Source organism: Pelagivirga sediminicola (assembly GCF_003072125.1).
Lineage (GTDB): Bacteria > Pseudomonadota > Alphaproteobacteria > Rhodobacterales > Rhodobacteraceae > Roseovarius > Roseovarius sediminicola.
This window is the reverse complement of record NZ_QCYH01000001.1, coordinates 611031-636526: the sequence shown is the minus strand read 5'-3', so window position 1 is coordinate 636526 and position 25496 is coordinate 611031. Positions and strand designations below refer to the sequence as shown.

The 25496-nt window shown below is 65.5% G+C and carries 23 protein-coding genes and 1 tRNA gene; 16 read left to right on the top strand and 8 right to left on the bottom strand.

Features of this window, described 5'->3' with window-relative positions; all coding sequences use genetic code 11:
- Positions 1–21 precede the first annotated feature (21 nt).
- Positions 22–975 (top strand): hypothetical protein, encoded by a 954-nt coding sequence (locus tag DC366_RS02970; RefSeq protein WP_133176161.1) that lies wholly within the window; start codon positions 22–24, stop codon positions 973–975.
- Positions 929–3061: a methylmalonyl-CoA mutase gene (gene scpA, locus DC366_RS02965; protein WP_108690650.1), complete on the top strand. Its 2133-nt coding sequence runs from the start codon at positions 929–931 to the stop codon at positions 3059–3061. Before DC366_RS02970 ends, scpA begins: the two co-directional genes overlap by 47 nt.
- 150 nt (positions 3062–3211) lie before the next feature.
- Here scpA and DC366_RS02960 read toward each other — a convergent pair.
- Positions 3212–3287: transfer RNA gene (locus DC366_RS02960), tRNA-Met, on the bottom strand.
- 182 nt (positions 3288–3469) lie between these two features.
- On the opposite strand from DC366_RS02960, the gene DC366_RS02955 reads away from it, so the two are divergent.
- The 4 genes from DC366_RS02955 (at position 3470) to DC366_RS02940 (ending at position 6280) form a co-directional block, all read left to right on the top strand.
- The gene (locus DC366_RS02955; protein ID WP_108690847.1) at positions 3470–4081 is read left to right on the top strand and encodes a VOC family protein; all 612 of its coding nucleotides are present in this window, start codon (positions 3470–3472) and stop codon (positions 4079–4081) included.
- 75 nt (positions 4082–4156) lie between these two features.
- Complete coding sequence (locus DC366_RS02950; protein WP_108690649.1) at positions 4157–4840, top strand: molecular chaperone DjiA; 684 nt, start codon at positions 4157–4159, stop codon at positions 4838–4840.
- Positions 4837–5868, top strand: coding sequence for an endonuclease/exonuclease/phosphatase family protein (locus DC366_RS02945; protein WP_108690648.1), 1032 nt, complete (start codon positions 4837–4839; stop codon positions 5866–5868). Before DC366_RS02950 ends, DC366_RS02945 begins: the two co-directional genes overlap by 4 nt.
- 31 nt (positions 5869–5899) lie before the next feature.
- Positions 5900–6280, top strand: coding sequence for a hypothetical protein (locus DC366_RS02940; protein WP_108690647.1), 381 nt, complete (start codon positions 5900–5902; stop codon positions 6278–6280).
- Between the two features lie 8 nt (positions 6281–6288).
- Here DC366_RS02940 and DC366_RS02935 read toward each other — a convergent pair whose 3' ends face one another.
- From DC366_RS02935 to DC366_RS02920, 4 genes are all read right to left on the bottom strand, one after another.
- The gene (locus tag DC366_RS02935) at positions 6289–7845 is read right to left on the bottom strand and encodes a Ppx/GppA family phosphatase (RefSeq protein WP_108690646.1); all 1557 of its coding nucleotides are present in this window, start codon (positions 7843–7845) and stop codon (positions 6289–6291) included.
- 72 nt (positions 7846–7917) lie between these two features.
- A complete protein-coding gene (locus DC366_RS02930) occupies positions 7918–10092 on the bottom strand; it encodes an RNA degradosome polyphosphate kinase (protein WP_108690645.1) in 2175 nt (724 codons plus the stop codon).
- 58 nt (positions 10093–10150) lie between these two features.
- The gene (locus DC366_RS02925; protein ID WP_243405013.1) at positions 10151–10843 is read right to left on the bottom strand and encodes a P-loop NTPase family protein; all 693 of its coding nucleotides are present in this window, start codon (positions 10841–10843) and stop codon (positions 10151–10153) included.
- Positions 10843–11910: an AI-2E family transporter gene (locus tag DC366_RS02920; RefSeq protein ID WP_108690644.1), complete on the bottom strand. Its 1068-nt coding sequence runs from the start codon at positions 11908–11910 to the stop codon at positions 10843–10845. The genes DC366_RS02925 and DC366_RS02920 overlap by 1 nt, the downstream gene beginning before the upstream one ends.
- 156 nt (positions 11911–12066) lie before the next feature.
- On the opposite strand from DC366_RS02920, the gene proS reads away from it, so the two are divergent.
- The 7 genes from proS to DC366_RS02885 all read left to right on the top strand — a co-directional run bounded on the left by proS (position 12067) and on the right by DC366_RS02885 (position 19918).
- Complete coding sequence (gene proS, locus DC366_RS02915) at positions 12067–13422, top strand: proline--tRNA ligase (protein ID WP_108690643.1); 1356 nt, start codon at positions 12067–12069, stop codon at positions 13420–13422.
- Positions 13423–13425: 3 nt separating this feature from the next.
- Positions 13426–13929, top strand: coding sequence for a DUF2937 family protein (locus DC366_RS02910; protein WP_108690642.1), 504 nt, complete (start codon positions 13426–13428; stop codon positions 13927–13929).
- Positions 13930–14021: 92 nt separating this feature from the next.
- On the top strand, positions 14022–15272 hold the full coding sequence (locus tag DC366_RS02905) for a lipoprotein-releasing ABC transporter permease subunit (protein WP_108690641.1): 1251 nt from the start codon (positions 14022–14024) through the stop codon (positions 15270–15272).
- The gene (locus DC366_RS02900; RefSeq protein ID WP_108690640.1) at positions 15265–15948 is read left to right on the top strand and encodes an ABC transporter ATP-binding protein; all 684 of its coding nucleotides are present in this window, start codon (positions 15265–15267) and stop codon (positions 15946–15948) included. Before DC366_RS02905 ends, DC366_RS02900 begins: the two co-directional genes overlap by 8 nt.
- A 54-nt stretch (positions 15949–16002) precedes the next feature.
- Positions 16003–16998: an Ldh family oxidoreductase gene (locus tag DC366_RS02895; protein ID WP_108690639.1), complete on the top strand. Its 996-nt coding sequence runs from the start codon at positions 16003–16005 to the stop codon at positions 16996–16998.
- 59 nt (positions 16999–17057) lie between these two features.
- Positions 17058–17465, top strand: coding sequence for a DUF4864 domain-containing protein (locus DC366_RS02890; protein WP_108690638.1), 408 nt, complete (start codon positions 17058–17060; stop codon positions 17463–17465).
- 161 nt (positions 17466–17626) lie between these two features.
- Positions 17627–19918 carry a glycosyl hydrolase family 28-related protein gene (locus DC366_RS02885; protein WP_108690845.1) on the top strand — a complete coding sequence of 764 codons (2292 nt, stop codon included), beginning with the start codon at positions 17627–17629 and terminating at the stop codon, positions 19916–19918.
- 67 nt (positions 19919–19985) lie between these two features.
- Here DC366_RS02885 and DC366_RS02880 read toward each other — a convergent pair whose 3' ends face one another.
- Together DC366_RS02880 and DC366_RS19795 are read right to left on the bottom strand one after the other, a co-directional pair.
- Positions 19986–20549: a cupin domain-containing protein gene (locus DC366_RS02880; RefSeq protein ID WP_439331645.1), complete on the bottom strand. Its 564-nt coding sequence runs from the start codon at positions 20547–20549 to the stop codon at positions 19986–19988.
- Positions 20550–20551: 2 nt separating this feature from the next.
- The gene (locus tag DC366_RS19795; protein ID WP_165802829.1) at positions 20552–20713 is read right to left on the bottom strand and encodes a hypothetical protein; all 162 of its coding nucleotides are present in this window, start codon (positions 20711–20713) and stop codon (positions 20552–20554) included.
- On the opposite strand from DC366_RS19795, the gene DC366_RS02875 reads away from it, so the two are divergent.
- From DC366_RS02875 to DC366_RS02865, 3 genes are all read left to right on the top strand, one after another.
- The gene (locus DC366_RS02875; protein WP_108690844.1) at positions 20712–21989 is read left to right on the top strand and encodes a 4-aminobutyrate--2-oxoglutarate transaminase; all 1278 of its coding nucleotides are present in this window, start codon (positions 20712–20714) and stop codon (positions 21987–21989) included. The two genes, DC366_RS19795 and DC366_RS02875, sit on opposite strands and share 2 nt — an antisense overlap.
- Before the next feature lie 127 nt (positions 21990–22116).
- Positions 22117–23349, top strand: a complete 1233-nt coding sequence (locus tag DC366_RS02870) for a putative DNA modification/repair radical SAM protein (RefSeq protein ID WP_108690636.1) — start codon at positions 22117–22119, stop codon at positions 23347–23349.
- Positions 23349–24770 (top strand): UdgX family uracil-DNA binding protein, encoded by a 1422-nt coding sequence (locus DC366_RS02865; RefSeq protein WP_108690635.1) that lies wholly within the window; start codon positions 23349–23351, stop codon positions 24768–24770. The genes DC366_RS02870 and DC366_RS02865 overlap by 1 nt, the downstream gene beginning before the upstream one ends.
- Positions 24771–24813: 43 nt before the next feature.
- Here DC366_RS02865 and DC366_RS02860 read toward each other — a convergent pair whose 3' ends face one another.
- Positions 24814–25413, bottom strand: a complete 600-nt coding sequence (locus tag DC366_RS02860) for a flavin reductase family protein (RefSeq protein WP_108690634.1) — start codon at positions 25411–25413, stop codon at positions 24814–24816.
- Positions 25414–25496: the final 83 nt, after the last annotated feature.

Sequence of the window (25496 nt, the reverse complement as noted above, 5' to 3'; positions counted from 1 at the left end):
CAGCGAAAGGCGGAAGAGCACATGGAAATCACCCTGCATCTTGGGGCGCATCGCAGCGCCTCGACCAGCTTTCAGTATTACATGCGCAAGAACGGGACGCGTCTGATGACCTGCGGTATCGGTATGTGGGGCCCCCGGCAGCTTCGCAAGGGGCTGCTCGACGGTGTGGTGCCGCGTCCGGGTCCGGTGCCCGCGGGCAAGCAGTTCCAGCGCGCGCGCGGGCGGATCGCGCTGCAACTGGCCAGGGCCGAGGAGGCGGGCACGCGGCATCTAGTGGTCTCGGACGAGAATCTGATCGGCTCCTGCCGGAGTTGCCTGCGCGATATGCGCCTTTACCCCGGCATCGGCGAGCGGATGGCCCGCCATGGCGCCGCGTTCGGCGATCAGGTGACGCGCGCCGTGCTGTCGGTCCGGTCGCAGGACGCCTGGTGGGCCTCGGTCGTCGCCTTTGCGGTGGGGCGCGGGGCGCGCGTGCCGACGGCCGATCAACTGGCGCATATCGCGGCCGGAATGCGTGGCTGGCGCGATGTGATCACCGATCTGGCCTGTGCATTGCCGCATGCCGAACTGCTGGTGCTGACGCACGAAAGCTATGCGGCCTTGCCCGAACGCCGCCTTGCCGCGATGCTGGGGCTGGACGCGGTGCCGCAGGCGCATGCGCGCGAATGGCTCAACCGTGCGCCCGATCTGGCCGCGCTGCGCCTGCTGCTGCACGAGCGCGGCACCGGCAGCGGCGCGCTGCCGCCGGGAGATGGCGCATGGCAGCCGTTTTCCATCGCCCAGCGGGCCGAAATGCGCGAGGCATATGCCGACGATCTGTTCTGGCTGCGCGCCGGTGCGGGCGGGCTGGCGACATTGATAGAGGAACCGGGGCAGGACCATGCGGGACGAACATCGCAGGTTCACGCTCAGACAAGAGGACAAGAACATGACCAAGAAGGCCCAGGACGATTGGCGCAAGCTGGCGGAGGGTGAGCTGCGCGGCCGCCCGCTGGACGATCTGACCTGGCGCACGATCGAAGGCATCGACGTGAAGCCGCTCTATACCGAAGACGACGTGGCCGGGCTGGACCATATGGGCAGCATTCCGGGCGCCGCGCCCTTCACCCGCGGCGTCAAGGCGACGATGTATGCCGGGCGCCCCTGGACGATCCGGCAATATGCCGGCTTTTCGACGGCCGAGGAATCCAACGCCTTCTATCGCCGCAACCTGGCGGCGGGGCAGCAGGGTGTGTCAGTGGCCTTCGATCTGGCCACGCATCGCGGCTATGACAGCGATCATCCGCGCGTCGAGGGCGATGTCGGCAAGGCTGGGGTCGCCATCGATTCGGTCGAGGACATGAAGATCCTCTTTGACCAGATCCCGCTGGACCAAGTCAGCGTTTCGATGACGATGAACGGCGCGGTGATCCCGATCCTGGCCAGTTTCATCGTCGCGGGCGAGGAGCAGGGGCATGACAAATCGGTCCTGTCGGGCACCATTCAGAATGACATTCTGAAGGAATTCATGGTGCGCAACACCTATGTCTATCCGCCCCAGCCCAGCATGCGCATCATCAGCGACATCATCGAATACACCTCGAACGGGATGCCGAAATTCAACTCGATTTCGATCTCCGGCTATCACATGCAGGAGGCCGGCGCGAACCTGGTGCAGGAGCTGGCCTATACGCTCGCCGACGGGCGCGAATATGTCCGCGCCGCGATCGAGGCGGGGATGGATGTGGATAAATTCGCCGGGCGGCTGAGCTTCTTTTTCGCCATCGGCATGAATTTCTTCATGGAGGCGGCCAAACTGCGCGCGGCGCGGTTCTTGTGGCACCGGATCATGACCGAATTCGGCGCGAAGAGCGACCGCTCGAAAATGCTGCGCACGCATTGCCAGACCTCGGGCGTCAGCCTGCAGGAACAAGACCCTTACAACAACGTCATCCGCACCGCGTATGAGGCGATGAGCGCGGTTCTGGGCGGCACGCAATCGCTGCACACCAACGCGCTGGACGAGGCGATGGCGCTGCCCACCGATTTCAGCGCGCGGATCGCCCGCAACACGCAGCTGATCCTGCAGGAGGAAACCGGCGTCACCGCCGTCGTCGATCCGCTGGCGGGCAGCTATTACGTTGAGAGCCTGACCGCCGAGCTGGCCGAAAAGGCGTGGGAGCTGATCGAGGAGGTCGAGGAGATGGGCGGCATGACCAAGGCGGTCGCCAGCGGCATGCCCAAGCTGCGGATCGAGGAATCGGCGGCGACGCGGCAGGCGATGATCGACCGCGGCACCGAGGTGATCGTCGGCGTCAACAAGTATCGCCGCGACAGCGAGGATCCGATCGATCTGCTGGATATCGACAATTCGGCAGTGCGCGACAGCCAGATCGCGCGGCTGGAGAAGATCCGCGCCAGCCGCGATGAGGCGGCCTGCACCAAGGCCCTGGACGAATTGGAGCGCCGCGCGCGCGACGGCGGCAATCTGCTGGAAGCGGCCGTCGAGGCGGCGCGCGCCCGCGCCACGGTAGGAGAGATTTCGATGGCTATGGAAAAAGTGTTCGGCCGCCACCGCGCCGAGGTCAAGACATTGGCCGGTGTCTATGGCGCCGCCTACGAGGGCGACGAGGGGTTTGCCGCGATCCAGAAATCGGTCGAGGATTTCGCCGAGGAAGAGGGGCGCCGCCCCCGGATGCTGGTGGTCAAGATGGGGCAGGACGGCCATGACCGCGGCGCCAAGGTGATCGCGACCGCCTTTGCCGATATCGGGTTTGACGTCGATGTGGGCCCCTTGTTCCAGACCCCCGAAGAGGCGGCGCAGGACGCGGTGGACAACGATGTGCATGTCATCGGCATCTCCAGTCAGGCGGCGGGGCACAAGACGCTGGCGCCCAAGCTGGTCGAGGCGCTGCGCGCCAAGGGCGCGGATGATATCCTGGTGATCTGCGGCGGGGTGATACCGCAAAACGATTACGAGTTCCTGAAAAAGGCCGGGGTCAAGGCGATCTTCGGTCCGGGAACGAATATTCCCGACGCGGCGCAGGACATCCTGAAGATGATCCGCGAGGCGCGGGGGTAAGGCTTGGGCTCGGTGCAGGCGCCGGATGGAGGTTCGGCGCCTGTGGATCGCGCGTGTTGAATCGCTCTCGGCATTTTGCGGCGCGAAATGCCTATTGCTACCATGCGCGTTTGTGGAGGGTGCGGTGTCACTTTGCCTTGCAAAGTGACTTGGTGGCGTGAGGTGGATTTGAACCACCGACCTAACGATTATGAGTCGTTCGCTCTAACCCCTGAGCTACCACGCCTTGGGCGCGTGGCTATGGCAGCAGCGCCCGCCCGTCAAGGCGGAAAACGGCATCGCCCGGCGGAAAATGTCATTCACCGCACCGGCGTGAATTCCCGCGCGCGGGGTGGCGCAGAAATTGCGCGGCGCGGCCGCACCCGCTATGCCATGGGGGCCGTCATTTCGCTGCAGGGGAGCATGCACATGTTGAAGCTGGATCACATCGCCGTCGCCGCGACCAATCTGGAGGAGGGCGCCGATTGGGTGCACCGGGCGCTGGACGCGGCGCCGGGGCCGGGCGGTCAGCATGCGCATTTCGGCACGCATAATCGTCTGCTGGGGCTGGAGGACGGGCTCTATCTGGAGGTGATCGCGGTCGATCCCGCCGCGCCGCCGCTGCCCTATGCCCGCTGGTTCGATCTGGACCGCTTCAGCGGCCCGCCGCGCATCGGCAACTGGATCTGCCGCACCGATGATCTGGAGGGCGCGCAGGCGGCCTTGCCGGGCATCGGCGCGCAGGTGCCGCTGGAGCGCGGCGATCTGCGCTGGCGCATGGCGGTGCCGGAAAACGGGCAGCTGCCGTTCGACGATTGCCACCCGGCGGTGATCCAGTGGGATTGCGCGCGCCATCCGGCGGCGTCGCTCGCGCGCAGCGGTATCGCGCTGCGGCGGCTGATCGTCAGTCATCCGCAGGCGGAGGATCTGCGCGCGAGACTGGCGCCGCTGCTGACCGATGATCGGGTGGTTTACGTCACCGGACCGGCCGCATTGCGCGCTGAATTCGATACGCCGGACGGGCCACGCGATCTGGGCTGACGCGCCGCGCTTTTTTGTTGCCGTGATCCGCCAGATCGCGCTGACAGCGCTGGCGAAAGGCTCTAGGATCGCGCCATGTCGCTCTGGACCCGCATAACCGAGGCCGTGTCGGCCCTTGCCAATGGCGAGGGGCTGAGCGCCGTGTTCGACCGTCTGCGCACCCCGCCCGAGCGCAGCGTGGCCTTCGCGATCGCGGTCATCGCCCTCGGCGCGAAGATGGCCAAGGCCGACGGGCAGGTCACGCGCGGCGAGGTGACGGCGTTCCGCGAGGTGTTCCAGATCGCGCATGAGGACGAGGCGGGCGCGGCGCGGGTGTTCAACCTGGCGCGGCAGGACGTGGCCGGATTCGAGGAATATGCCGCCCGCATCAAAACCATGTTCCGGGGCGACACGGACGCGCTGTGCGATCTGATGGAAGGGCTGTTTCACATCGCCATGGCCGACGGGAACTATCATCCGGACGAGGACCGCTTTCTGGAGCGGGTGGCCGAGATTTTCGGCCTGAGCGGCGGGCAGTTCCAGCGCATGCGCTGCCGTTTCGTGCCCGGCGCGGCGCCCGACCCCTATCAGGTGCTGGGCGCGCAGCCCGGCGATCCGCTGGAGGCGGTGCGCAAACGCTATCGCGCGCTGGTGCGCGAGACGCATCCCGACCGGATGATGGCGCGCGGTGTTCCCGTCGAGGCGATGCGCCTTGCCGAAAAGCGGATGACCGCCATCAACCGCGCATGGGAGCAGATCGAAGCCGCGCATGCGCAATGAGGCTGGCGACGTGGAATATCGAGTGGTTCAATAGCCTCTTCGACGATGATGGCGCGCTTCTGGACGATATGGAGTGGTCCTCGCGCAAGGGGGTGACGCGCGGCGCGCAACTGGCTGCAATCGGCACCGTCATGCGGGCGATGGACGTCGATGCGCTGATGATCAACGAGGCGCCCGATCACAATGGCCGGCGCAGCACCGCCGTCGCGCTGGAGCGCTTTGCGGCCGCCTACGGTCTGCGAACCAGCCGCGCGCTGGTGGGGTTTACCAACGACACCCAGCAGGAAATCGCGCTGCTGTATGATCCTCGCGTCATGGACGTGGTTCACGATCCGCAGGGCGAGACCACCGGCAAACGCGGAAGCAGCGACGCGCCGCGGTTCGACGGGGTGTTCCGCATCGATCTGGATATCGACGCGGCAGAGGATCTGGTGCGCTTTTCCAAGCCGCCGCTGGAGGTTCTGTTGACCACCCGCGCTGGCGCGCGCCTGCGCCTGATCGGAGTGCATCTGAAATCCAAAGCGCCGCACGGGGCCAGCACACCCGCCGACATCATGCGCGTCGCCATCGCGAGCCGGCGCAAGCAACTGGCGCAGGCGGTCTGGCTGCGTGCGCGGGTGCTGGCGCATCTGGAGGCGGGCGATGCGCTGATCGTGATGGGCGATTTCAATGACGGTCCGGGGCTGGACGAATACGAAGGGCTGTTCGGGCGCTCCTCGGTCGAGGTGGTGCTGGGCGAGTGCGAGGCGCTGCGCCTGTTCGATCCGCATGCGCGCAGCGCGCTTGGGCAGAAGATCGGCGCGATGCACAGCACGTCGCGCTTCTATCTCGGCCATGAGGGCCGGTACATGCAGGCGCTTCTGGATTACATCATGGTATCGCCCGATTTGCTGGCGCTTGGTCCGAAATGGTGTATCTGGCACCCGTTCGACGATCCGGACTGTTATGGCGACGATACGCTGCGCGGTGCATTGCTGACCGCGTCGGACCATTTCCCGGTGACGCTTGATATCCAAATGCCATCTTAAACCTCCGGCAATTCGTGCTATGTTGCAACGTATGAAACAGATCCTGATCGCCGCTTCCGCCGCCATTCTGCTGGCCTCGCCCCCCGCCTTTGCCGAGCAGGACCCGCCGCCGCGCGATGGTCCCTCGCTGATCGAGGAGGGCGCGCGCATGTTTTTCGAGGGCCTGATGCAAGAGGCGCGCCCGGCCATGGAAGGCATGAAAGAGATGGCCGAGCGGCTGGGCCCGCAACTGCGCGAATTCGCACAGGAGATGGGTCCGGCGCTGGCGGAGATCCTTAAGGATGTCGAGGATCTGAGCGTTTACGAGGCGCCCGAAAAGCTGCCCAACGGCGATATCATCATCCGCCGCAAGCCCGAGAGCGAGACGGCGCCCGAGCTTGGCACGCCCGGTGAGGACGAGATCGACATTTAAGGCGCGCGTCAGGGCCGCCTGACCACCGGCTCGGCCTCGAGCGAGGCGGCGAGGGAGGCAAAGCGCGCCTGCGCCACTTCGCCGAAAAGCGCGGCGGCGGCAGGGGCCAGCGCGAATTCCAGCACGCGTTTTTTCGGATAGAAATGCAGCTTGCCGGGCTCTGCGTCCTTTTGCAGCCACAGCATCGCGCCGAACCGCATCGCCTTGCCCAGAATTTCGGCATCGCGGCGCATCGGCGTGTCGATCAGCTGGCTGACCTGATCGATGCGTTTCTCGCCGCGTGAATTGGTATAGCGGTGCAGCAAGGCCAGACCCAGAAACACCCGCTCGGCGTGGTTGAGCCCGGCCAGATTGGCGCGCGTTGCGGTGTCGAAACAGATATCGGCGCGGTAATCGGGATGCGCGCGCCAGTTCACGTCATGCAAAAGGCAGGCGGCCTTGACCAGGCGCACGCGTTCGGGGCGGGCGGATTTGAAGATCGGCATGATGAAGTGATACAGCACCTTGCCAAAGCCCGGCACGCGCGCGTCCTTGGTCTCGGTAAAGCGGCACGCCTCGATCAGGGGGTCGCGGTCGCGCAGCTGCTGGGGCATCTGCTCATAAAGCATCCCCTCGCGGATGCCATAGCTGGAGATGGCGATATCGTGCGGCTTGAAACTGCGCACGATCTCGCGCAGCACTTCGGCGGCCTGCGGGACCAGCGCCATGCGCGCCGTTGATACCCCCGCGCGCTGGCGCAGCGCGTTCAGGTCCTGCGCGTCGTGGATGTGGCGCAGCGTGTCGCGCACCGAGCTGGCGCGCATGCGGTATTCGTGCAGCACATGCAGGGGATAACCGCGCCGCTCCATGTCGATGCGGGCAATCGCACGCCACGAGCCGCCGACCAGAAACAGGCGGTTCCGCTGCTCGCCCAGCTCCGAGATCATCCCCGCAACCGCATCGCGGATATAGGCGCGGCGGGCCTTCTTGCCGCCCTTGAGATCGCGCAGTTTCAGCGGCCCCAGTTGCGAGGTGACGCAGCGGCCGACGGTGCCGCCGTCGATCTCGGCCAGCTCCATGGAGGAGCCACCGATGTCGCAGACCAGCCCGTAAGCCCCCGGCCAGCCCAGCAGCACCCCCTGCGCCGACAGCCGCGCCTCCTCGCGCCCGTCGATGACCCACAGATCAAGGCCGGTCAGTGCCTTGACGTCGGCCCGAAAGTCGGCGCCGTCGGCCGCATCGCGCACGGCGGCGGTGGCCACGCAGGTCAGCGGGCCGGTATCCATCGCCTCGGCCAGCTTCGCAAACCGGTGCAGCGCGCTGAGCGCGCGCGCCCGGCCATCGGGGTTGAGCCGTCCTGTCTCCAGCATGCCGGCGCCAAGGCCGCACATGATCTTTTCGTTGAAGAAATACGCCGGGCTGCGCGCCGCGCCGTCAAAGACGACCATGCGGACCGAGTTCGACCCCACATCGACCACGCCGACCCGGCGCAGCGCCCGCGCAGACGGTTTGTCAAACAGCGCGCGGCCAAACGGGCTGGCGGCAGAGCGCCCGGACGTGCCGCGGTCGGTTTGGGGTGCATTCATGTTTTCACCAGCCGTCATTTCGCAGCCCTCGTTATGGGCCGGTGCCCGCGCTGCGTCAACGCGCGGGCGCGCTCAATCCTCGGTATGGGTCAGTTGCGGCACATCCGCCGCACCGGCCGAGCCGCGCCCGGAAAGTGACGGGTTTTCCATGAAGAACCGATGGCAGCTGAAGGCGAACCCGCCTTCGGGCAGTGCGGCGCGGGTGAAGCTGCCATTGGGCGCCATCACCCAGCTTTGGGCGATGTCGGCCATGTTGGCGGCCATGATCTGGGATGTGATCTGTGCCTTGACGGTGGGGTTTTCGATCTCGATCAGCGCCTCGACACGGCGGCTGAGATTGCGGCCCATCCAGTCCGCCGAGGAAATGAAAACACGCGCCTTTTTATGCGGCAGCCCGTGGCCATTGCCAAAGCAGACGATGCGGCTGTGCTCCAGAAACCGCCCGACGATGGATTTGACGCGGATATTCTCGGACAGGCCCCGGATGCCGGGGCGCAGCCCGCAGATGCCGCGCACGACAAGGCTGATGCGCACACCCGCCGCGCTGGCGGCATAGAGCGCGTCGATGATGTCGGGCTCGATCAGGGCGTTCATCTTGGCCCAGATCTCGGCGGGGCGCCCGGCGGCGGCATGCTCGATTTCGGCGGCGATCATCTCCAGAAGGCGGGTTTTCATCGTCAACGGCGAGATGGCGAGGTTTTCCAGCTTTTCGGGCTGCGCATAGCCGGACAGGAAGTTGAAAACCTTGGTGGCGTCGCGCCCCAGCACGGTGTCGCAGGTGAAAAACGACAGGTCCGTATAGATGCGCGCGGTGATGGGGTGATAATTGCCGGTGCCGTAATGGGTGTAGGTGACAAGGTTGTCGCCCTCGCGGCGCACGACGGTGCTGATCTTCGCGTGGGTCTTCAGATCGAGAAAGCCGTAGACCACATGCGCGCCCGCGCGCTCCAGCCTGCGGGACTGGCGGATATTCGCGGCCTCGTCAAAGCGGGCCTTGAGCTCGACCAGCGCAGTGACGGATTTGCCGTTCTCGGCGGCCTCGCACAGTGCCTCGACGATGGGGGACTGGTTGGAGGTGCGGTAGAGCGTCTGCTTGATGGCGACCACGTCGGGATCGTTGGCCGCCTGTTTGAGAAACCGCACGACCATGTCGAACGTCTCATAAGGGTGGTGCAGCAGCATATCCTTCTGGCGGATCGCGGCGAACATGTCGCCCTCGAAATCCTGCACGCGTTCGGGCACGCGGGGCGAGAAGCTGGGCCACAGAAGGTCGGGGCGGGCGTCCAGCACCAGCTCTTTCAGGTCGGCAAGGCCGATCATACCGTCGACCTCGACGACCTCCTCGGCGGTGACATGCAGTTCGTGCATGACCAGCGCGCGCAGCGCCTCGGGCGCGTTGCGGGTGATGTTCATGCGCACCACTTCGCCGCGGCGGCGCCGTTTCAGCGCGACCTCGAATTCGCGCACCAGATCCTCGGCCTCCTCCTCGACCTCCAGATCGCTGTCGCGCAGCACGCGAAAGGCGCAGTGCCCTTCGTATCGGTAGCCGGGAAAAAGGCTGTGCAGGTGCAGGATCAGCAATTCCTCAAGCGGCAGGAACCGATGCGCGCCGTCCGGGCCCGGCAACGCCACGAAGCGGTCGATCTGCTGGGGGATCGGCAAAAGCGCCTGAAGCGGGCGCTTGTCGCGGATGCGCGTGAGGTTCAGCGCCAGCGAATAGCCAAGGTTCGGGATGAAGGGAAAGGGATGCGCGGGGTCGATGGCCAGCGGCGACAGGACGGGGAAAACCCTGTTCAGGAAAAGCTCGGCCAGATAGCTGCGGTCGGCCTCATCCAGATCGTCGCCGGTCATGATGGTGATGCTTTGCGTCTCCAGCTCGTCGCGCAGGGCCTGATAGGTTTCCTGCTGCGATCCCAGAAGCTTGCGCGCATCTTCGTTGATCAGGACCAGCTGTTCGGCGGGTGTCAGGCCATCAGCGGCGGGCGTGGTGTTGCCCGCGCGCGCCAACTCGCGCAGGCCGGCGACGCGGACGTTGTAGAATTCATCAAGGTTTGTGGCAGAGATCGACAGGAACCGCAGGCGTTCCAGCAACGGAACCCGCGGGTTCTGCGCCTCCTCCAGCACGCGCCAGTTGAAGCCCAGCCAGCTAAGCTCGCGGTTGTAGAAGCGGCCCGGCCCCGACAGGTCCAGATCCGGCAGATCCTGCGCCGGAGGAAAGGGGGAGGTCAGGAAATCGGCGGTGCTCATGGGCAGTATAACGGCCTGAAGTGGTGTGAAAAAAAGGAGGCGCCGTGCAAGTGTGGCGCTAGAGGCCCATCTTGTCCAGCACCTCGGCGGCAAGCGCGCGGGTGACGGGGCGCCGCCGCTCCAGCGCGAGCTTGTCCAGCGCGGCGACGACGCGGCCCGCATCTCCGAAGGCGCGCGGCATGCGGCGCACCAGATAGGGAATGGTGCCGGGCGTCGGCAGGATCTGCCGGTCGCCCATCTGTTTCATCAGCACCGCAGCGAGCAATTCGTCATCCGGCTCTTTCAGGGTGCAGGTCGGGGTGGCCTGCATGCGGCTGGCCAGATCTGGCAGGACCAGAGGCCAGTGGTTGGGCGCGGCGCGGGCGGTGATCAGCAGCGAATGACCCTCGGCCAGCGCAAGGTTGTGCAGGTGGAAAAGCGCCTCTTCGGCATCGGGATCACCGGCGATGGTATCGGCGGCCTCGATGGCAATATGACCGCTCGCGAGGGCGGGAATATCGGCCTGCGCCAGATCACCTGCCTGCACGATGGCGCCGCCGCTGAGATCGGACCAGACATGCGCCAGATGCGTCTTGCCCGCGCCGGCAGGCCCGTTCAGCACCAGCTTGCGCGCGGGCCAGTCCTGCCAGCCGTCGATCAGCGCGACGGCCGTGGCGTTGGCGGAGGAGACATAGAAATCCTCGCGCCCGACGGCCGGCAACGTCTGCAGATCAAGGCTGAGCTGGCGGGGCCGCTTGCGTCGCATGGCCATCAGCGGCGGTCTGCGTCCGGGGTTCCGCGATAAAGCTGGCTTTCCTTGTAGCGCTCGGTCGCGAAGCGCGTGATCACGCCGATGGCGGCGGCCACCGGCACCGCGACCAACATGCCCACGAAGCCAAAGAGCGCGCCGAAGACAGACAGCGCGAAGATCAGCCAGACGGGATGCAGTCCGACGGAGTTGCCCACCAGTTTCGGTGTCAGGAAATTGCCCTCGATCACCTGGCCCAGCACGAAGATGCCGGCCACGACCGCCACCGAGAACCATTCGCCCCAGAACTGAAAGAGCGCGAGGCCGATGGCCAGAACCCCGCCGACCAGCGCGCCGACATAGGGGATGAAGGTCAAAAGACCCGCCGCCGCGCCGACGACAAGGCCAAATTGCAACCCCGCCAGCATAAGCGCCACGGCGTAGTATGTCCCCAGGATCAGGCAGACGGTGCCCATGCCGCGAATGAAGCCCGACATCGTCTTGTCGATCTCGCGGCCCAGATGACGGATCACCGGCGCATGTTCGCGCGGCAGCAAATCGTCGATGCGCGCCACCATACGGTCCCAGTCATAGAGCAGGTAGACCGCGACGACCGGCACGATCACGAAGAGCAGCAGCACATTGATGAGCGACGAGACGGACCCCAGAAGCGTCTCCAGCATCTCGCCGCCGCGTTCCTTGATCGTCTCGCCGATGGCCGTGAGCGATTGGCGCAGCGTGCTGTCGGCATCCGCGATCTGGGGGAAATGCTCGGTCACGAAAACCTGCAGCTTGCGCGACAGCTCAGGCGCCGTTTCCACCAGCGAGGCGGTTTGCGCGCTGAGCGTCGGGATCACCAGCAGCGCCATGAGCGCGAAGATCACGATGGCCAGCACGGTAATCACCGCAACGGACAACCCGCGCCCAAGGCCCCACCGTTGCAGCCTGTCGGCGAACGGATCGAGGAAATAGGCGATGGCGGCGCCGACGATGAAAGGCAGGATCACGTCGCCCAGCACCCAAAGCACGCCGAGGAATATCGCCGCGGCGATCCCCCAGTATTTCAGTTGCGTCGCGACGGGCAGGGACATGGCATCCTTTTCGTGTGGATCCGCTACACTTGGCGCAAGCGCCGCGCGCTTTCAAGGGCGGGTTTGCGGCGCCCGCACCCAATGCCGCGCTTGCCCGGCGCCGCGCAAAGCCATAAACGGGGTCGCAAATGCCTTAACCCTCCGAGAGGACCCTCCATGCGCCTGTCCCGCTATTTCCTGCCCGTACTGAAGGAAACACCCGCCGAGGCACAGATCGCCTCGCACCGCCTGATGCTGCGCGCGGGCATGATCAAGCAGGCCGGCGCCGGCATCTATTCGTGGCTGCCGCTTGGCTTCAAGGTGCTGCGCAAGCTGGAGAATATCGTGCATGAAGAGCAGATGCGCGTGGGCCATATCCCGATGCTGATGCCCACCTTGCAGCCTGCGGACCTTTGGCGAGAGAGCGGCCGCTATGACGATTACGGCGAGGAAATGCTGCGTATCAAGGACCGGCAGGGGCGCGATCTGCTGTATGGGCCGACCAATGAGGAGATGATCACCGACATTTTCCGCGCCCATGTGGGCAGCTACAAGGATCTGCCGCTGACGCTCTATCATATCCAGTGGAAATTCCGCGACGAGATGCGCCCGCGCTTTGGCGTGATGCGGGGTCGCGAGTTTTACATGAAGGACGGCTATAATTTCGACCTGACGCAAGAGGATGCGCTGCATTCCTACAACCGCCATCTGGTCAGCTATCTGCGCACGTATGAGCGGATGGGCCTTCAGGCGATCCCGATGCGCGCGGATTCCGGCCCCATCGGCGGCGATGACACGCATGAGTTCCTGGTGTTGGCGGAGACGGGCGAGTCCGAGGTGTTCTATGATTCGCAGATCACCGATCTGAAATTCGGCGATCGCGAGGTGAATTACGATTCGCACGAGGCATGCCGCGCGGTGCTGGAGGAGTTCACCAGCCGTTACGCCCGCACGGACGAGACGCATGACGAGGCGCTGTTCAATGAGATCCCCGAAGAGCGCCGCCGCACGGCGCGCGGGATCGAGGTGGGGCAGATCTTCTACTTCGGCACCAAGTATTCCGAGGCGATGGGCGCGACCGTGCAGGGGCCTGACGGCAAATCGGTGCCGGTCCACATGGGCAGCCACGGTATCGGCGTCAGCCGTCTGGTGGGCGCGATCATCGAGGCCAGCCATGACGACAAGGGCATCATCTGGCCCGAGGGCGTCACGCCGTTTCATGCCGGGATCGTCAACCTGAAACAAGGTGATGCCGAGGCGGACGCGGCCTGCGAGGCGCTTTATGCCGGGATCACGGCGCTGGGCCTCGATCCGCTGTATGACGACCGGGACGAGCGGGCGGGCGGCAAGTTTGCCACGATGGACCTGATCGGCCTGCCGTGGCGGATCACCGTCGGGCCGCGCGGTTTGAAAAACGGGGTGGTCGAGCTGACCAGCCGCCGAACGGGCGAGAGTGAGGAAATGGCGCCAGAGGACGCGATCAGGCGGCTGGCCGAGATCTATGCGCCCCATCGCGGCGCGCCGGTCTTTTAGCGGATGCTGGGCCGCGCGCTGATGTTGGCGGGGGGCCTTGCGGGGGCTGCGGGACTGTCGCAGTTCCCCGAATTCTCGCAACAATATGTGCAGCGGCTGGGCGGCGCGGTGGACGAGCTGCGCGGTTTTGTCGAGGGGTTCGATGCGGATGCCGCCGATGTCGGCCTGACGCGGCAGGCCGCGCTGGCCGATCTGGGCCGTGGCGGCGCGATGGGCGCGCAGCGGGCGGACACCATGGCGGGTGTCATCGTGCGATACGAGCGTTTGTCGGCGGATCTGGCCGCGCTGCGCCGGGCGAGCCCCTTTACCCGCGCCTACCGCGCGCGCAGCCTCGGCGATGCCGAGATCGCCGCCGCGGCCTGGGCCGAGTTCAAACCGGCGCTGCCGCTGACCTTCGAAGGCGCGGTGTTTGCCGGAACCGGCTTTCTGGGCGGTCTGGGCGTGACGGGCGCATTGCTGATGCTGCTGAAACTGCCCTTTCGGCGGCGCCGCGCCCGCCCGGCTTGACGGCAGGCAGCCCCCGGCGCAAGTTGCGCGCAATTTACCAGGAGTATCGCCAAGTGGCAGGAAAATCCGCCCCCTTCGCCCCGTTCGAGTGGATGATCGCCTGGCGCTATCTGCGGGCCAAGCGCGCCGAGGGCGGCGTCAGCGTGATGACGTGGATCAGCCTGATCGGCATCACGCTGGCGGTGCTCGCTCTGATCGCGACACTGGCCGTAAGGTCGGGATTTCGCGCGGAATTCGTTGATACGATCCTTGGCTCCAACGCGCATGTCACCGTCTATAATGCGGGCGAGGTTGACGCAGGCACGGGCCGCATCGAGCGCATGATCGAGGATTACGAGGCGATGGCCGAACGCGTGCGCCAGGTGCCGGGCGTGACGCGCGTCGCCCCCCTGATCAAGGGGCAGGTCATGGCCAATGCACGCGACCGCAACGCGGGCGTCGAGGTGTTCGGCATCACGCTGGAGGATCTGAAGGGCATCCCGCGCATCGCCGATCCCGAAACCGGCATCGGCGATATCGGCCAGTTCGGAACGGGCATCGCCATCGGCTCGGGCGTGGCGCGCGAGCTGGGGGTGGGCGTGGGCGACCGGGTCAAGATCATCTCGCCCGGCGGGGTCAAGACGGCCTTTGGCACGACGCCGCGGGTCAATGCCTATGATGTGGCCTACATCTTTACCGCCGGGCGCTGGGATATCGACCGCACGCGCATCTACATGCCCTTTGCCGAGGCGCAGGCGTTTTTCAACCGCGAGGGCATGGCGGACGAGTTGGAGGTGATGGTGAGCGATCCCGAGCATGTCACCGATCTGGCCGTGCCGCTGATGCAGGCGGCGGGGGACCGCACGCTGCTGTGGACATGGCAGGACCAGAGCGGGGGCTTCCTGCGTGCGCTGGAGGTGGAGGACAATGTGATGTTCATCATCCTGTCGATCCTTGTGCTGATTGCGGCGATGAACATCACCAGCGGGCTGATCATGCTGGTGAAAAACAAGGGGCGCGATATCGGCATCCTGCGCACGATGGGCCTGACCGAAGGGTCGGTCCTGCGCGTGTTCTTCATCTGCGGCGCCTTTACCGGGATCATCGGCACGGCAATGGGCGTCATTCTGGGCTGCCTTTTCGCGATCTATATCGATCCGCTGTTCGGCTTCGTGAACTGGACGATGGGGGGCGAGATCTGGGATCCCTCGGTGCGCGGCATCTATTACCTGCCCGCCAAGCTGCAATTTGGCGATGTGATGTCGGCGGTGGCGCTGTCGCTGTCGCTGTCCTTCATCGTCACGATCTTTCCCGCGCGCCGGGCGGCGCGGATGAACCCGGTGGAGGCACTGCGCTATGAGTGATGCGGTGCTGAGCCTGCGCGGGATCGAGAAGATCTATAATCGCGGCAGGCAGAACGAGATCGCCGTTCTGAAGGGCGCGGATCTGGCCCTCGCGCGGGGCGAGATCGTCGCGTTGGTCGCGCCCTCGGGCGCGGGCAAATCGACCTTGCTGCATATCGCGGGGCTGCTGGATACGGCGGACGCGGGCGAGGTGGCCTTTGGCGACACGGTGATGACCGGCCTTGGCGACCGGCGGCGCACCATCGCGCGGCGGCGCGATGTGGGATTTGTCTATCAGTTTCATCACCTTCTGCCTGAGTTCACCGCGCTGGAAAACGTGGTTCTGCCGCAGCTGGCCGACGGGGTAAATCGGCGCGATGCGGATGCGCGCGCGCAGGAATTGCTGGACCATGTCGGTATCGGGCCGCGGGCAGGGCATCGCCCCTCGGCCATGTCGGGCGGCGAGCAGCAGCGCGTTGCGTTTTGCCGCGCGCTGGCCAACGGGCCGCGGATATTGCTGGCGGACGAGCCGACGGGAAATCTGGACCCGGCGACGTCGGATCAGGTGTTTGCCACGCTGATGGGACTGGTGCGCGATACCGGGCTGTCGGCGCTGATCGCGACGCACAACCTTGAACTGGCGGCGCGGATGGACCGGGTGGTCAAGCTGGATCAGGGGTTGATCGTGCCGGGGTGATTGACGGCGGCGGCTGCGGCGGCGAAGGTCGGGGCCCGAATTCAAGGAGCGGCCATGCCCCGTATCGAGATTGCCGAGATCGAACAGCTGTCGAAAGCCGCGCTGATGCGCCACGGCGCCGAGGAATGGATCGCCGCCAGCGTCGCGGATGCGATCGGCGAGGCGGAGGCGACGGGCAACCGGATCTGCGGGCTTTATTATCTGGAAAGCTACTGCCAGCAGTTGCAGACCGGCCGCGTTGCCGGCGATGCGGTGCCGGAGGTGACGCGCCCGCGCCCCGGCTCGGTGCGCGTCGATGCGAAATTCGGCTTTGCGCAGGCCGCGTTTCAGCGCGCATTGCCCGAGGCGATCGCGGCGACAAGGGAGTGCGGCACGGCCTCGCTTGCGGTGTGTCACGCGCATACCTGCACATCGCTGGGCTATTTCACCGGACAAATCGCGCAGGCCGGGCTGATCGGGCTGGGGCTGACCAATGCCACGCCAATCGTCGCGCCGCCGGGCGGCAAGGGCCGGGTGATCGGCACCAACCCGATCGCGTTTTCGGTGCCGGACGGGCAGGGCGGGATTGCCATGCAGTTCGACCAGTCCACCACCACGGTCGCGCTGGGCAAGATCACCATGGCCAGGGCGGCAGGCGAGGCGATTCCCGAAGGCTGGGCCGTGGATGCGGCTGGACATCCGACGACGGACCCCGAGGCGGCGCTGGGCGGATCGCTGGTCAGCCTTGGGGGCGCGCAGGCGGGGTACAAGGGCTGGGGCTTTGGCCTCATGGCCGAGTTGCTGGCGGCGGGGATGACCGGCAGTCTGGCCAGCCAGGACGTTGCGCCCCTGAAGGCGCCTGACGGCGCGCCGCATGATCTGGGCCAGTTCTATCTGCTTGTCGATCCGGGCCTGTCCAAGCATTTCTCCGCCCGCCTTGCGCGCGTGGCCGAGGGCGTTGCCGCCGACGAGGGCGCGCGGATGCCGGGGCAGGGCCGCGTGCCGGCCGAGGCGGTCGAGGTGCCGGAGGCGCTCTGGGCGCAGGTGAGGGGCCTTGCTGGCGCGCAATGAGGCGCCGCGTTTGATTTGATCCGCGCGCGCGATATCTTTCCCTGAGGGAGGATATCACGATGAAACGCATTGTTTTCACGCTGGGCCTCACGGCTGCGCTGGCCTTCGCGCCGCAATTGCGCGCGCAGGAGGCACCCATCCGCGCCGTCATCGCCGCGCAGATCAAGGCCTTCGAGGCTGATGATTTCGAGGCGGCCTTTGCCGATGCCAGCCCGACGATACAGCGCATGTTCGTCACGCCGCAGAATTTCGGCGCGATGGTCAAGGGCGGCTATCCGATGGTCTGGCGGCCCGATGATCTGAAGTTTCTGGCACTGGAAAAACGCGGTGGGCTTTTGTGGCAGGACGTGCTGGTGCGCGATCTGAAGGGTGCGCTGCATATTTTGGAATACCAGATGCAACAGGACGGCGGCGGCTGGAAGATCAACGGCGTCCGGATCCGCAAGGCCACCGGAGGCACGGCGTGAGCCGCGCGGCGCGCGCGGGGCACCGTCACGGTGCTGCCAGCGGCGGTTAACCTTCGCTCTGTAATTCCCTTCGCCATCCGGGAGCGCCCCGGGCTGGCGTCAATTGTGACATCCACGCGCGCCCTCAAGGGGGCCGCGCAAGTGATGCGAAAGGGAAAATGATGAACAAGGCAGTGACTGACGGGATCCTCTTCATGCCGTCCGCCTTTGCGAGCGGCTTGCAGGTCTGGTCCAGCGGCAACGGCACCCCGGGATCGGATACGTATCAGAACGCGAGCAATGCGGCGTTTGTGCCGGCCGATCAGGATTTCGGTGGCGCGCTGGAGCTGCAGAAGATCACGGCGACGCAAAAGCTGCGCCATATGGGGCAAACGCCGATCCTGCCGGGCTGTTACCTGCGCATCAGCGCGCGCATCAAGGCCCTGTCGGGCAACCTGCCGACGGTGCGCATCGCCGGCTGGGCCGGTGCGCCGGGCGGCGGGCAGGTCAGCGGCGTGGTCCAGACGGGGCCGCAGACCACGTTGCAACGATATGGCGAGGTGGTCGAGATCAGCGCCATCGTCGGCACGGGGAACCGCGCGGGGGTGGATATGGTCTGGGGACCGGGCGCCAGCTATGGCCATTTCGGGCTGGACCTGACCGGCGCCAATGGCGGTGTCGTGCGCATCGACGATATCGTGATCGAGGATGTCACCCGCGTCTTCCTGCGCGATATGCTGGGCATGGTGGATGTGCGCGATTATGGCGCCATCGGCGACGGCGTGCATGACGACGCGCCCGCTTTCGAGGCGGCGGATGCGGCGGCGAACGGGCGCGATGTGCTGGTGCCCTACGGCACCTACCGGATGGGCGGCAGCGTGACGATGCAGTCCTTCGTGCGTTTTGACGGCACGGTAACGATGGCGCGCCAGCACGTGTTCACACTGGCCAAGAACTACAACCTGCCCGCCTATATCGATGCCTTCGGCGACGAGGAAGAAGCGTTTCGCAAGGCGTTTCAGGCGCTGTTGAACAATTCGGGGCATGATTCGCTGGACATGCAGGGGCGCATCATCTCGCTGAGCGGGCCGATCGACATGAGCGCCGCGGTGCCCGACAAGATCAGCTATTCCCAGCGCCGCCTGATCAAGAACGGCCAGTTCTATGCGCTGGAGCGCGCGGCCTGGGATACCGAGGTGGTCACGTCGCAGGCCACCTATTCGCCGCGCAACAGCCTGGTGCTGACGAATGTGGACAATGTCGCCAACATTCCGCTGGGTGCCGTGGTCGAGGGCAACGGCGTGGGCCGCGAGGTATATGTCAGTGCCGTCGATATCGCCGCGCAGGAGGTGCGGCTGAGCCAGCAGCTTTATGATGCGGCGGGCAGTCAGGTGTTCACCTTTCGGCGCTTCAAATACATGCTGGATTTCAGCGGCTTCGAGAAGCTCAGCAAGTTCTCGATCTCCAACGTCGAATTCCAGACCGGCGGAGAATGCAGCTGCGTGATGCTGCCGCGTGCGGGCACCGGGTTTCATTTCCGCGACTGTTTCTTTACCGCGCCGAAGGATCGAGGGATCTCCAGCCTCGCGGTGGGCGATCAGGGCATGATCGTGGACCGCTGCCAGTTCCTGTCCAACGAGGGGAGTCTGAAGGTCGAGGACCGCAAGACGATCGCGCTGAATGCCAATGCCAATGACGTCAAGCTGCGCGACAACCGCATCGTGCGCTTCCGGCATTTCGCGCTGCTGGGCGGCTCCAGCAATATCGTGTCGGGCAACCATTGGTTTCAGGGCGACAACTCCAACGCCGGCACGCGCAGTGCGGGGTTGATCCTGACGCGGACCAATTGCCGCACGACGATCAGTGCCAACTATATCGACAATTGTTTCGTCGAATGGAGCAACGAGCATGACAGCGCGCCGGGATATTCCAGCGAGTTCTCCTTCAGCGCGCTCAACCTCGTGGACAACGTGTTTCTGGCGGGCAACGTGGCGCCGTGGTTTACCTTCCTTGTGGTCAAGCCGCATGGCGCGGGCCATTATCTGAACGGCATGAATGTCAGCGGCAATTCGTTCCGCATCATCGACAATCCCATCGACCGGATCGAGCGGATCGACACCAGCTTTGCCGATCTGGATTACAACCGGATCAAGAACATCGCCTTTTCGGACAACACGTTCGGCAACATCTATAACCCGGTCAGCAGCCCGCTTTTGCTGGAATACGAGCAGGTGACGCCGCAGGCGACATGGACGATCGATCCGGCAGCGAGCCTGCCGTTCGGGGCCTACGCGCAGACGGTGACATCGGTCCTGCCGGCCGGGCCGCTGCGCGATGGCAGCAACGCGGTGACATATGTCGCGCCCTATTACGAGGCCAAGCAGGGACCGGACCGCAACCAGATTCGGTTGCAATTCGGCCAGCCGGTCAAGGGCACGGTGACGGTGGTCGTGCGGATCGACGATCCGTTCTGAGCGTCGCAGGTGAATGTAGCGGAAAGCGGGCCTTCGGGTCCGTTTTTTGCATTTGGCGCGTGGCGGCCTAGAATGTGGGTGGCGTGCAGGCGCTGACGATGCGGCAGGGCTCCGGCCCGACCTGGCGGAAGCGGTGGGGCATGCGGCTGTCGAAGTAATAGGCGTCGCCGGGGCCCAGCACCTTGCGCTGATCGCCCACCGTCACCTCGATCCGGCCCTCCACGACGATGCCGCCTTCCTCGGCCTCGTGGCCAAGCATGGTGCGGCCGGTATCGGCGCCGATGTCGTAGGTTTCCGACAGTATCATCATTGCGCGGCCGAAGAGGGTGGTGCCTACCTGGCGCAGCGACACGCCGTTCTTGCCGATCTCGGTCAGTTCCTCGGCGGCATAGAACATCTTGCGCTCGGCCTCGGGCTGATAGGCGAAGAATTCCGACAGCGCGATGGGGATGCCCTCAAGGATGCGCTTCAGCGCCGAGACGGACGGGTTCACTTTTCCCGCCTCGATCAATGAGATGGTCGAGTTCGGCACGCCCGTCCGCTTGGCCAGCGCGCGTTGCGACAGCCCCGCCTTGGCACGCACGACGCGCAGGCGCGGGCCCAGATCCAGATCGGCGGCGGTGTCGGGCATGTTCATGTCCTTGAACGTCTGAAAACCATGCCTAGATAAATCAAAGGCTTGCCAGAGACAATAAACAGACTTTTTGTGCCTGACAAAACAGCGTACAGCAGGCCCGAAACCATGGCGGCGGGGCCGCCGGGATTCTTTTCATTTTTCTCGAAAGGATGCGTCATGTTGAACGCCGAGATCGCAGAACGCCGTACAAGCGCCATTTCGCAGGGTGTGGGCATGATGACCCAGGTCTATGCCGAGCGCGCCAAGAACGCCGAAGTGTGGGATGTCGAGGGCAACCGCTATATCGATTTTGCCGCCGGGATCGCGGTGGTCAATACCGGCCATTGCCACCCCAAGGTGATGCAGGCCGTGACCGATCAGCTGTCGAAATTCACCCATACCTGCCATCAGGTCATGCCCTATGAGAACTACATCCGCCTGGCCGAGCGCCTGAACGAAAAGGTGCCGGGCAATTTCGACAAGAAGACCGTGTTCGTCACCACAGGCGCCGAAGCGGTCGAGAACGCGATCAAGGTCGCGCGCATCCACACCGGCCGTTCGGCCGTCATCGCCTTTGGCGGCGCGTTCCATGGCCGGACCTTCATGACCATGTCGATGACCGGCAAGGTCGCGCCCTACAAGAAAGGCTTCGGCGCGATGATGCCGGACGTCTATCACGTGCCGTTCCCGATCGACCTGCACGGCGTGAGCGTCGAAGATTCGATGCGCGCGCTGACGCAGCTGTTCAAATCCGACCTGGACCCCGCGCGCGTTGCCGCCATGATCATCGAGCCGGTGCAGGGCGAGGGTGGCTTCTATTCCGCCCCGGCCGAGCTGATGCGCGAGATCCGCAAGCTGTGCGACGAGCATGGCATCGTGATGATCGCCGACGAGGTGCAGACCGGCTTTGCCCGCACCGGCCACCTCTTCGCGATGGAGGCCTATGACGTCGCCGCCGACATTACCACCATGGCCAAGGGTCTGGCCGGCGGTCTGCCGCTGGCGGCGCTGACGGGCCGGGCCGAGATGATGGATGCGGCGCATCCCGGCGGTCTGGGTGGCACCTATGCGGGCAACCCGCTGGGCGTTGCGGCCTCGAATGCCGTGCTCGACGTGATCGAAGAAAAAGACCTGTGCAACCGCGCGAACGAGCTGGGATCGCGGCTGAAGCAGCGCCTCGAATCGATCCGTTCGAACACGCCGGAAATGGTCGATGTGCGCGGCCCCGGCTTCATGGTCGCGGCCGAGTTCAACACCACCGACGGCAGCGCGCCGAATCCGGACATGACCAACCGCATCCGCATGGAAGCGCTCAAGCGCGGCCTGATCCTGCTGACCTGCGGTGTCTATGGCAACGTGATCCGCTTCCTCGCGCCGATCACCATCGAGGACGAGATCTTCTCCGAGGCTATGGACATCCTGGAGGAATCGGTCGCGGCGGCACGCGCGGCGTAACTCCCCCGATTGAGAATTGAGCGAAGAGCGCGCCGTCTGGCGCGCTCTTTGTCGTTTTCATAGGTCCGTCCGCGCGGCGCACGTGCCGCCTCTTGCGAGATCGGCGGTGAGAACATATAAAGAACAAATGACCCGTCAAACGCTGGACCAGAAGCTTGCGATTCTCAGCGATGCCGCCAAATACGATGCATCCTGCGCATCGTCCGGCGGCACCAAGCGCGATTCGCGCGGTGGCGGTCTGGGCTCGAATACCGGCAGCGGGATCTGTCACAGCTATGCACCCGACGGGCGCTGCATCAGCCTGTTGAAAATCCTGATGACCAATTTCTGCATCTACGATTGCAGCTATTGCATCAACCGCGTGTCATCGAACGTGCCGCGCGCGCGGTTCTCGGTGGACGAGGTCGTGAAGCTGACCATCGAGTTTTACCGTCGCAACTATATCGAGGGACTGTTCCTGTCGTCGGGCGTCATCCGCTCGCCCGATGCCACGATGTCGGACATGGTGCAGATCGCCCGCAAATTGCGCCATGAGGAGAATTTTCGCGGCTATATTCACCTGAAAACCATTCCCGACGCCGCGCCCGAACTGATCGCCGAGGCGGGGATTTTGTCCGACCGCCTGTCGATCAATGTCGAGCTGCCGACGGACGCCGCCGTCCAGACCTACGCGCCCGAGAAGAATCCCGGCCAGATCCGCCGCGCGATGGCCGATGTGCGCCAGCGCCGCGAGGCTGCCAAGGACCGCAGCCATTCCGGAAAACGCCCGCCGAAATTCGCACCCGCGGGTCAATCGACCCAAGTCATCATCGGCGCAGATGCTTCAACCGATGCCACGATCCTGGGCCAGTCCACGCGGCTTTACGCGGGCTATGGGCTTCGCCGCGTCTATTATTCCGCCTTTTCGCCGATCCCCGACAGCTCGGCCAAGCTGCCGCTGATCAGCCCGCCCTTGCAGCGCGAGCATCGGCTTTACCAGGCCGATTGGCTGCTGCGCTTTTACGGCTTCGGTGTGGAGGAGATTACCTCGGTCACGCCGGACGGCAATCTCGACCTTGATATCGACCCCAAGCTGGCCTGGGCGCTGGCGCATCGGGGTCTTTTTCCGCTGGACGTGAACCGCGCCAGCCGGGATCTGTTGCTGCGTGTGCCGGGCTTTGGCGTGAAAACGGTGAACCGCATCCTGACCACCCGCCGCCACCGGCATCTGCGCTATGAGGATATCGCGCGCATGGGCGCCTCGATGAAAAAGGCGGGCGCCTTCGTGACGGCGGGCGGCTGGACGCCGGGCGGGCTGACCGACAGCGCGCATCTGCGCGCGCGGTTTGCGCCGCCGCCCCAGCAGATGAGCCTTTTTTGATGCAACGCGTCACGGTGCCTCTGATCGGCGCCGCGCCCGCGTGGCGCGCGGCGGCGCGCGGCCTGTTGGCGGCGGGGGTGCAACCGCAGGACGTGCTGTGGAACAGCGAGGGGCAGGAGGGTGCCGATCTGTTCGGTCAAGATGCCGCCATGCCTGCGGCGGGCGCCGCCACCACGGTGCCGCGCAGTTTCATCGCTCTGGCCACGTCCGTCGCCTATCACCGCGATCCGCAGCGTTTCGCGCGGCTTTATGCGCTGCTCTGGCGGCTGCGGGAAGCGCCGCAGCTGATGGCCGACCGCGCCGATCCCGATGTGGCGAAACTGCGCGCGATGGAAAAGGCCGTGCATCGCTGCCGCCACAAGATGCGCGCCTTCGTCCGCTTTCGCGAAATCGGCGCGCCGGATGCCGCGCGGCGCAGCTTTGCCGCCTGGTTCGAGCCGGAGCATTACACGCTGGAGATGAACGCGCCCTTTTTCGCGGGCCGCTTCGCCGATATGGACTGGCGCATCGCAACGCCGGACGTGACGGCGGTGTTCGAGCGCGGCCAGATGCGCCTTGAGCCGGGGCAGCCGGCCCCGGCTTTGCCGCCCGATGCCAGCGAGGAATTGTGGCTGACCTATTTTCGCAACATCTTCAATCCTGCGCGGTTGAAAGTGACGGCCATGACGTCCGAGATGCCGCGCAAATACTGGAAGAACCTGCCGGAGGCCGCCGCCATCCCCGATCTGATCGCGACCGCGCCGGAGCGCGCGCGCGCCATGGCGGCCGCTGCGCCCACGCTGCCGCCGCCGCGCGCGGCTGCGGCGCAGGCGGGGCTGGCGCGGCAGGTCTCGGCATGGCGCGATACGGGCGAGGGGCTGGAGGCCGCGATCCGCGCCTGCACGCGCTGCCCGCTGCATTGCCACGCAACGCAGGCCGTCTGCGGCGAGGGGCCGCAGCGAGCCGCGCTGATGGTGGTGGGCGAGCAACCGGGCGATCAGGAGGATCTGGCCGGGCGCCCCTTTGTCGGCCCCGCCGGACAGCTTTTCGACAAGATCGCGGCAGAGGCCGGGCTTGACCGCAGCCGCGCTTACATCACCAACGCGGTCAAGCATTTCAAGCATATCCCGCGCGGCCGCCGCCGGATTCATCAGCGCCCCGATGCGGGCGAGGTGGCGCATTGCCGCTGGTGGCTGGACGCCGAGATCGAGCGCGCAAGACCCGATCTGATCGTCGCCATGGGCGCCACCGCGGCGCTGGCGCTGACCGGATCGGGGGCGCGAATCACGGCACGGCGCGGCACGGTCGAACGCGGGCGGCTGGGCCACAACGTGCTGATCACGCTGCATCCGTCCTATCTGCTGCGGCTGCCGGAGGCAGAGGCGCGGGCCAGCGCCACGGCCGATTTCCGCGCCGATCTGGCCCGCGCCGCAGCCATCTAGCGTGTCGTCTTTAACCCGCGCTGTCGGCCAAAGGCGAGACGCTCTAACGCTTTGGCCGGCCCATCTGCCACGCCTCGGTGACGGTGGCGTAATCGGCATATCCCATCCGCGCGATGGGCCGCGCGCGCACCGTGTCAAAGCGTCCGTCCGTGATGTAATCGTCGCGGATATGCGTCTGCACTACTTCGCCGATCACCATGAACCGGTCCAGAAGCGTGCCGTGACGATCGCTCAACTGGCGCACATCCAGCGTGACACATTCAAAGGCGGCGGGGCTGGCGGCGACAAAGGGTGTCTGGATGACGCTCGGTGTGCCTTGCTCCAGCCCGGCGAGCTCGAATTCGTTCACGCCCGACGGCTCGGGCGCGGAGGAGGTGTTCATCTGCTCGGCCAGCGCCGCGGTGGCCAGCGAAAACGTGAACTCGCCGCGCTCGCGCGCATAGGTGGCCGAGTGTTTTGCGCCCTCGCTTGAGAACATCACCATGTCGGGGTCGGATCCGATCGCGTTGAAAAACGAATAGGGCGCCAAGTTGGCCAGTCCGCCGGGGTCGAGCGTGCCGATCCAGCCGATGGGGCGCGGCGTGACAATCGCCTTGAAGGGGTTGTGGGGCAAGCTGTCTGGCCGTGTGTCGCCGTATTGCATCTGTCTCTCCTGCGGGTGGTCCGGTTGCGGCGCACTCTAACCGGCGCAGCGCGGGTGTCGAGCGGCGCAGGCCGGGTATCTGG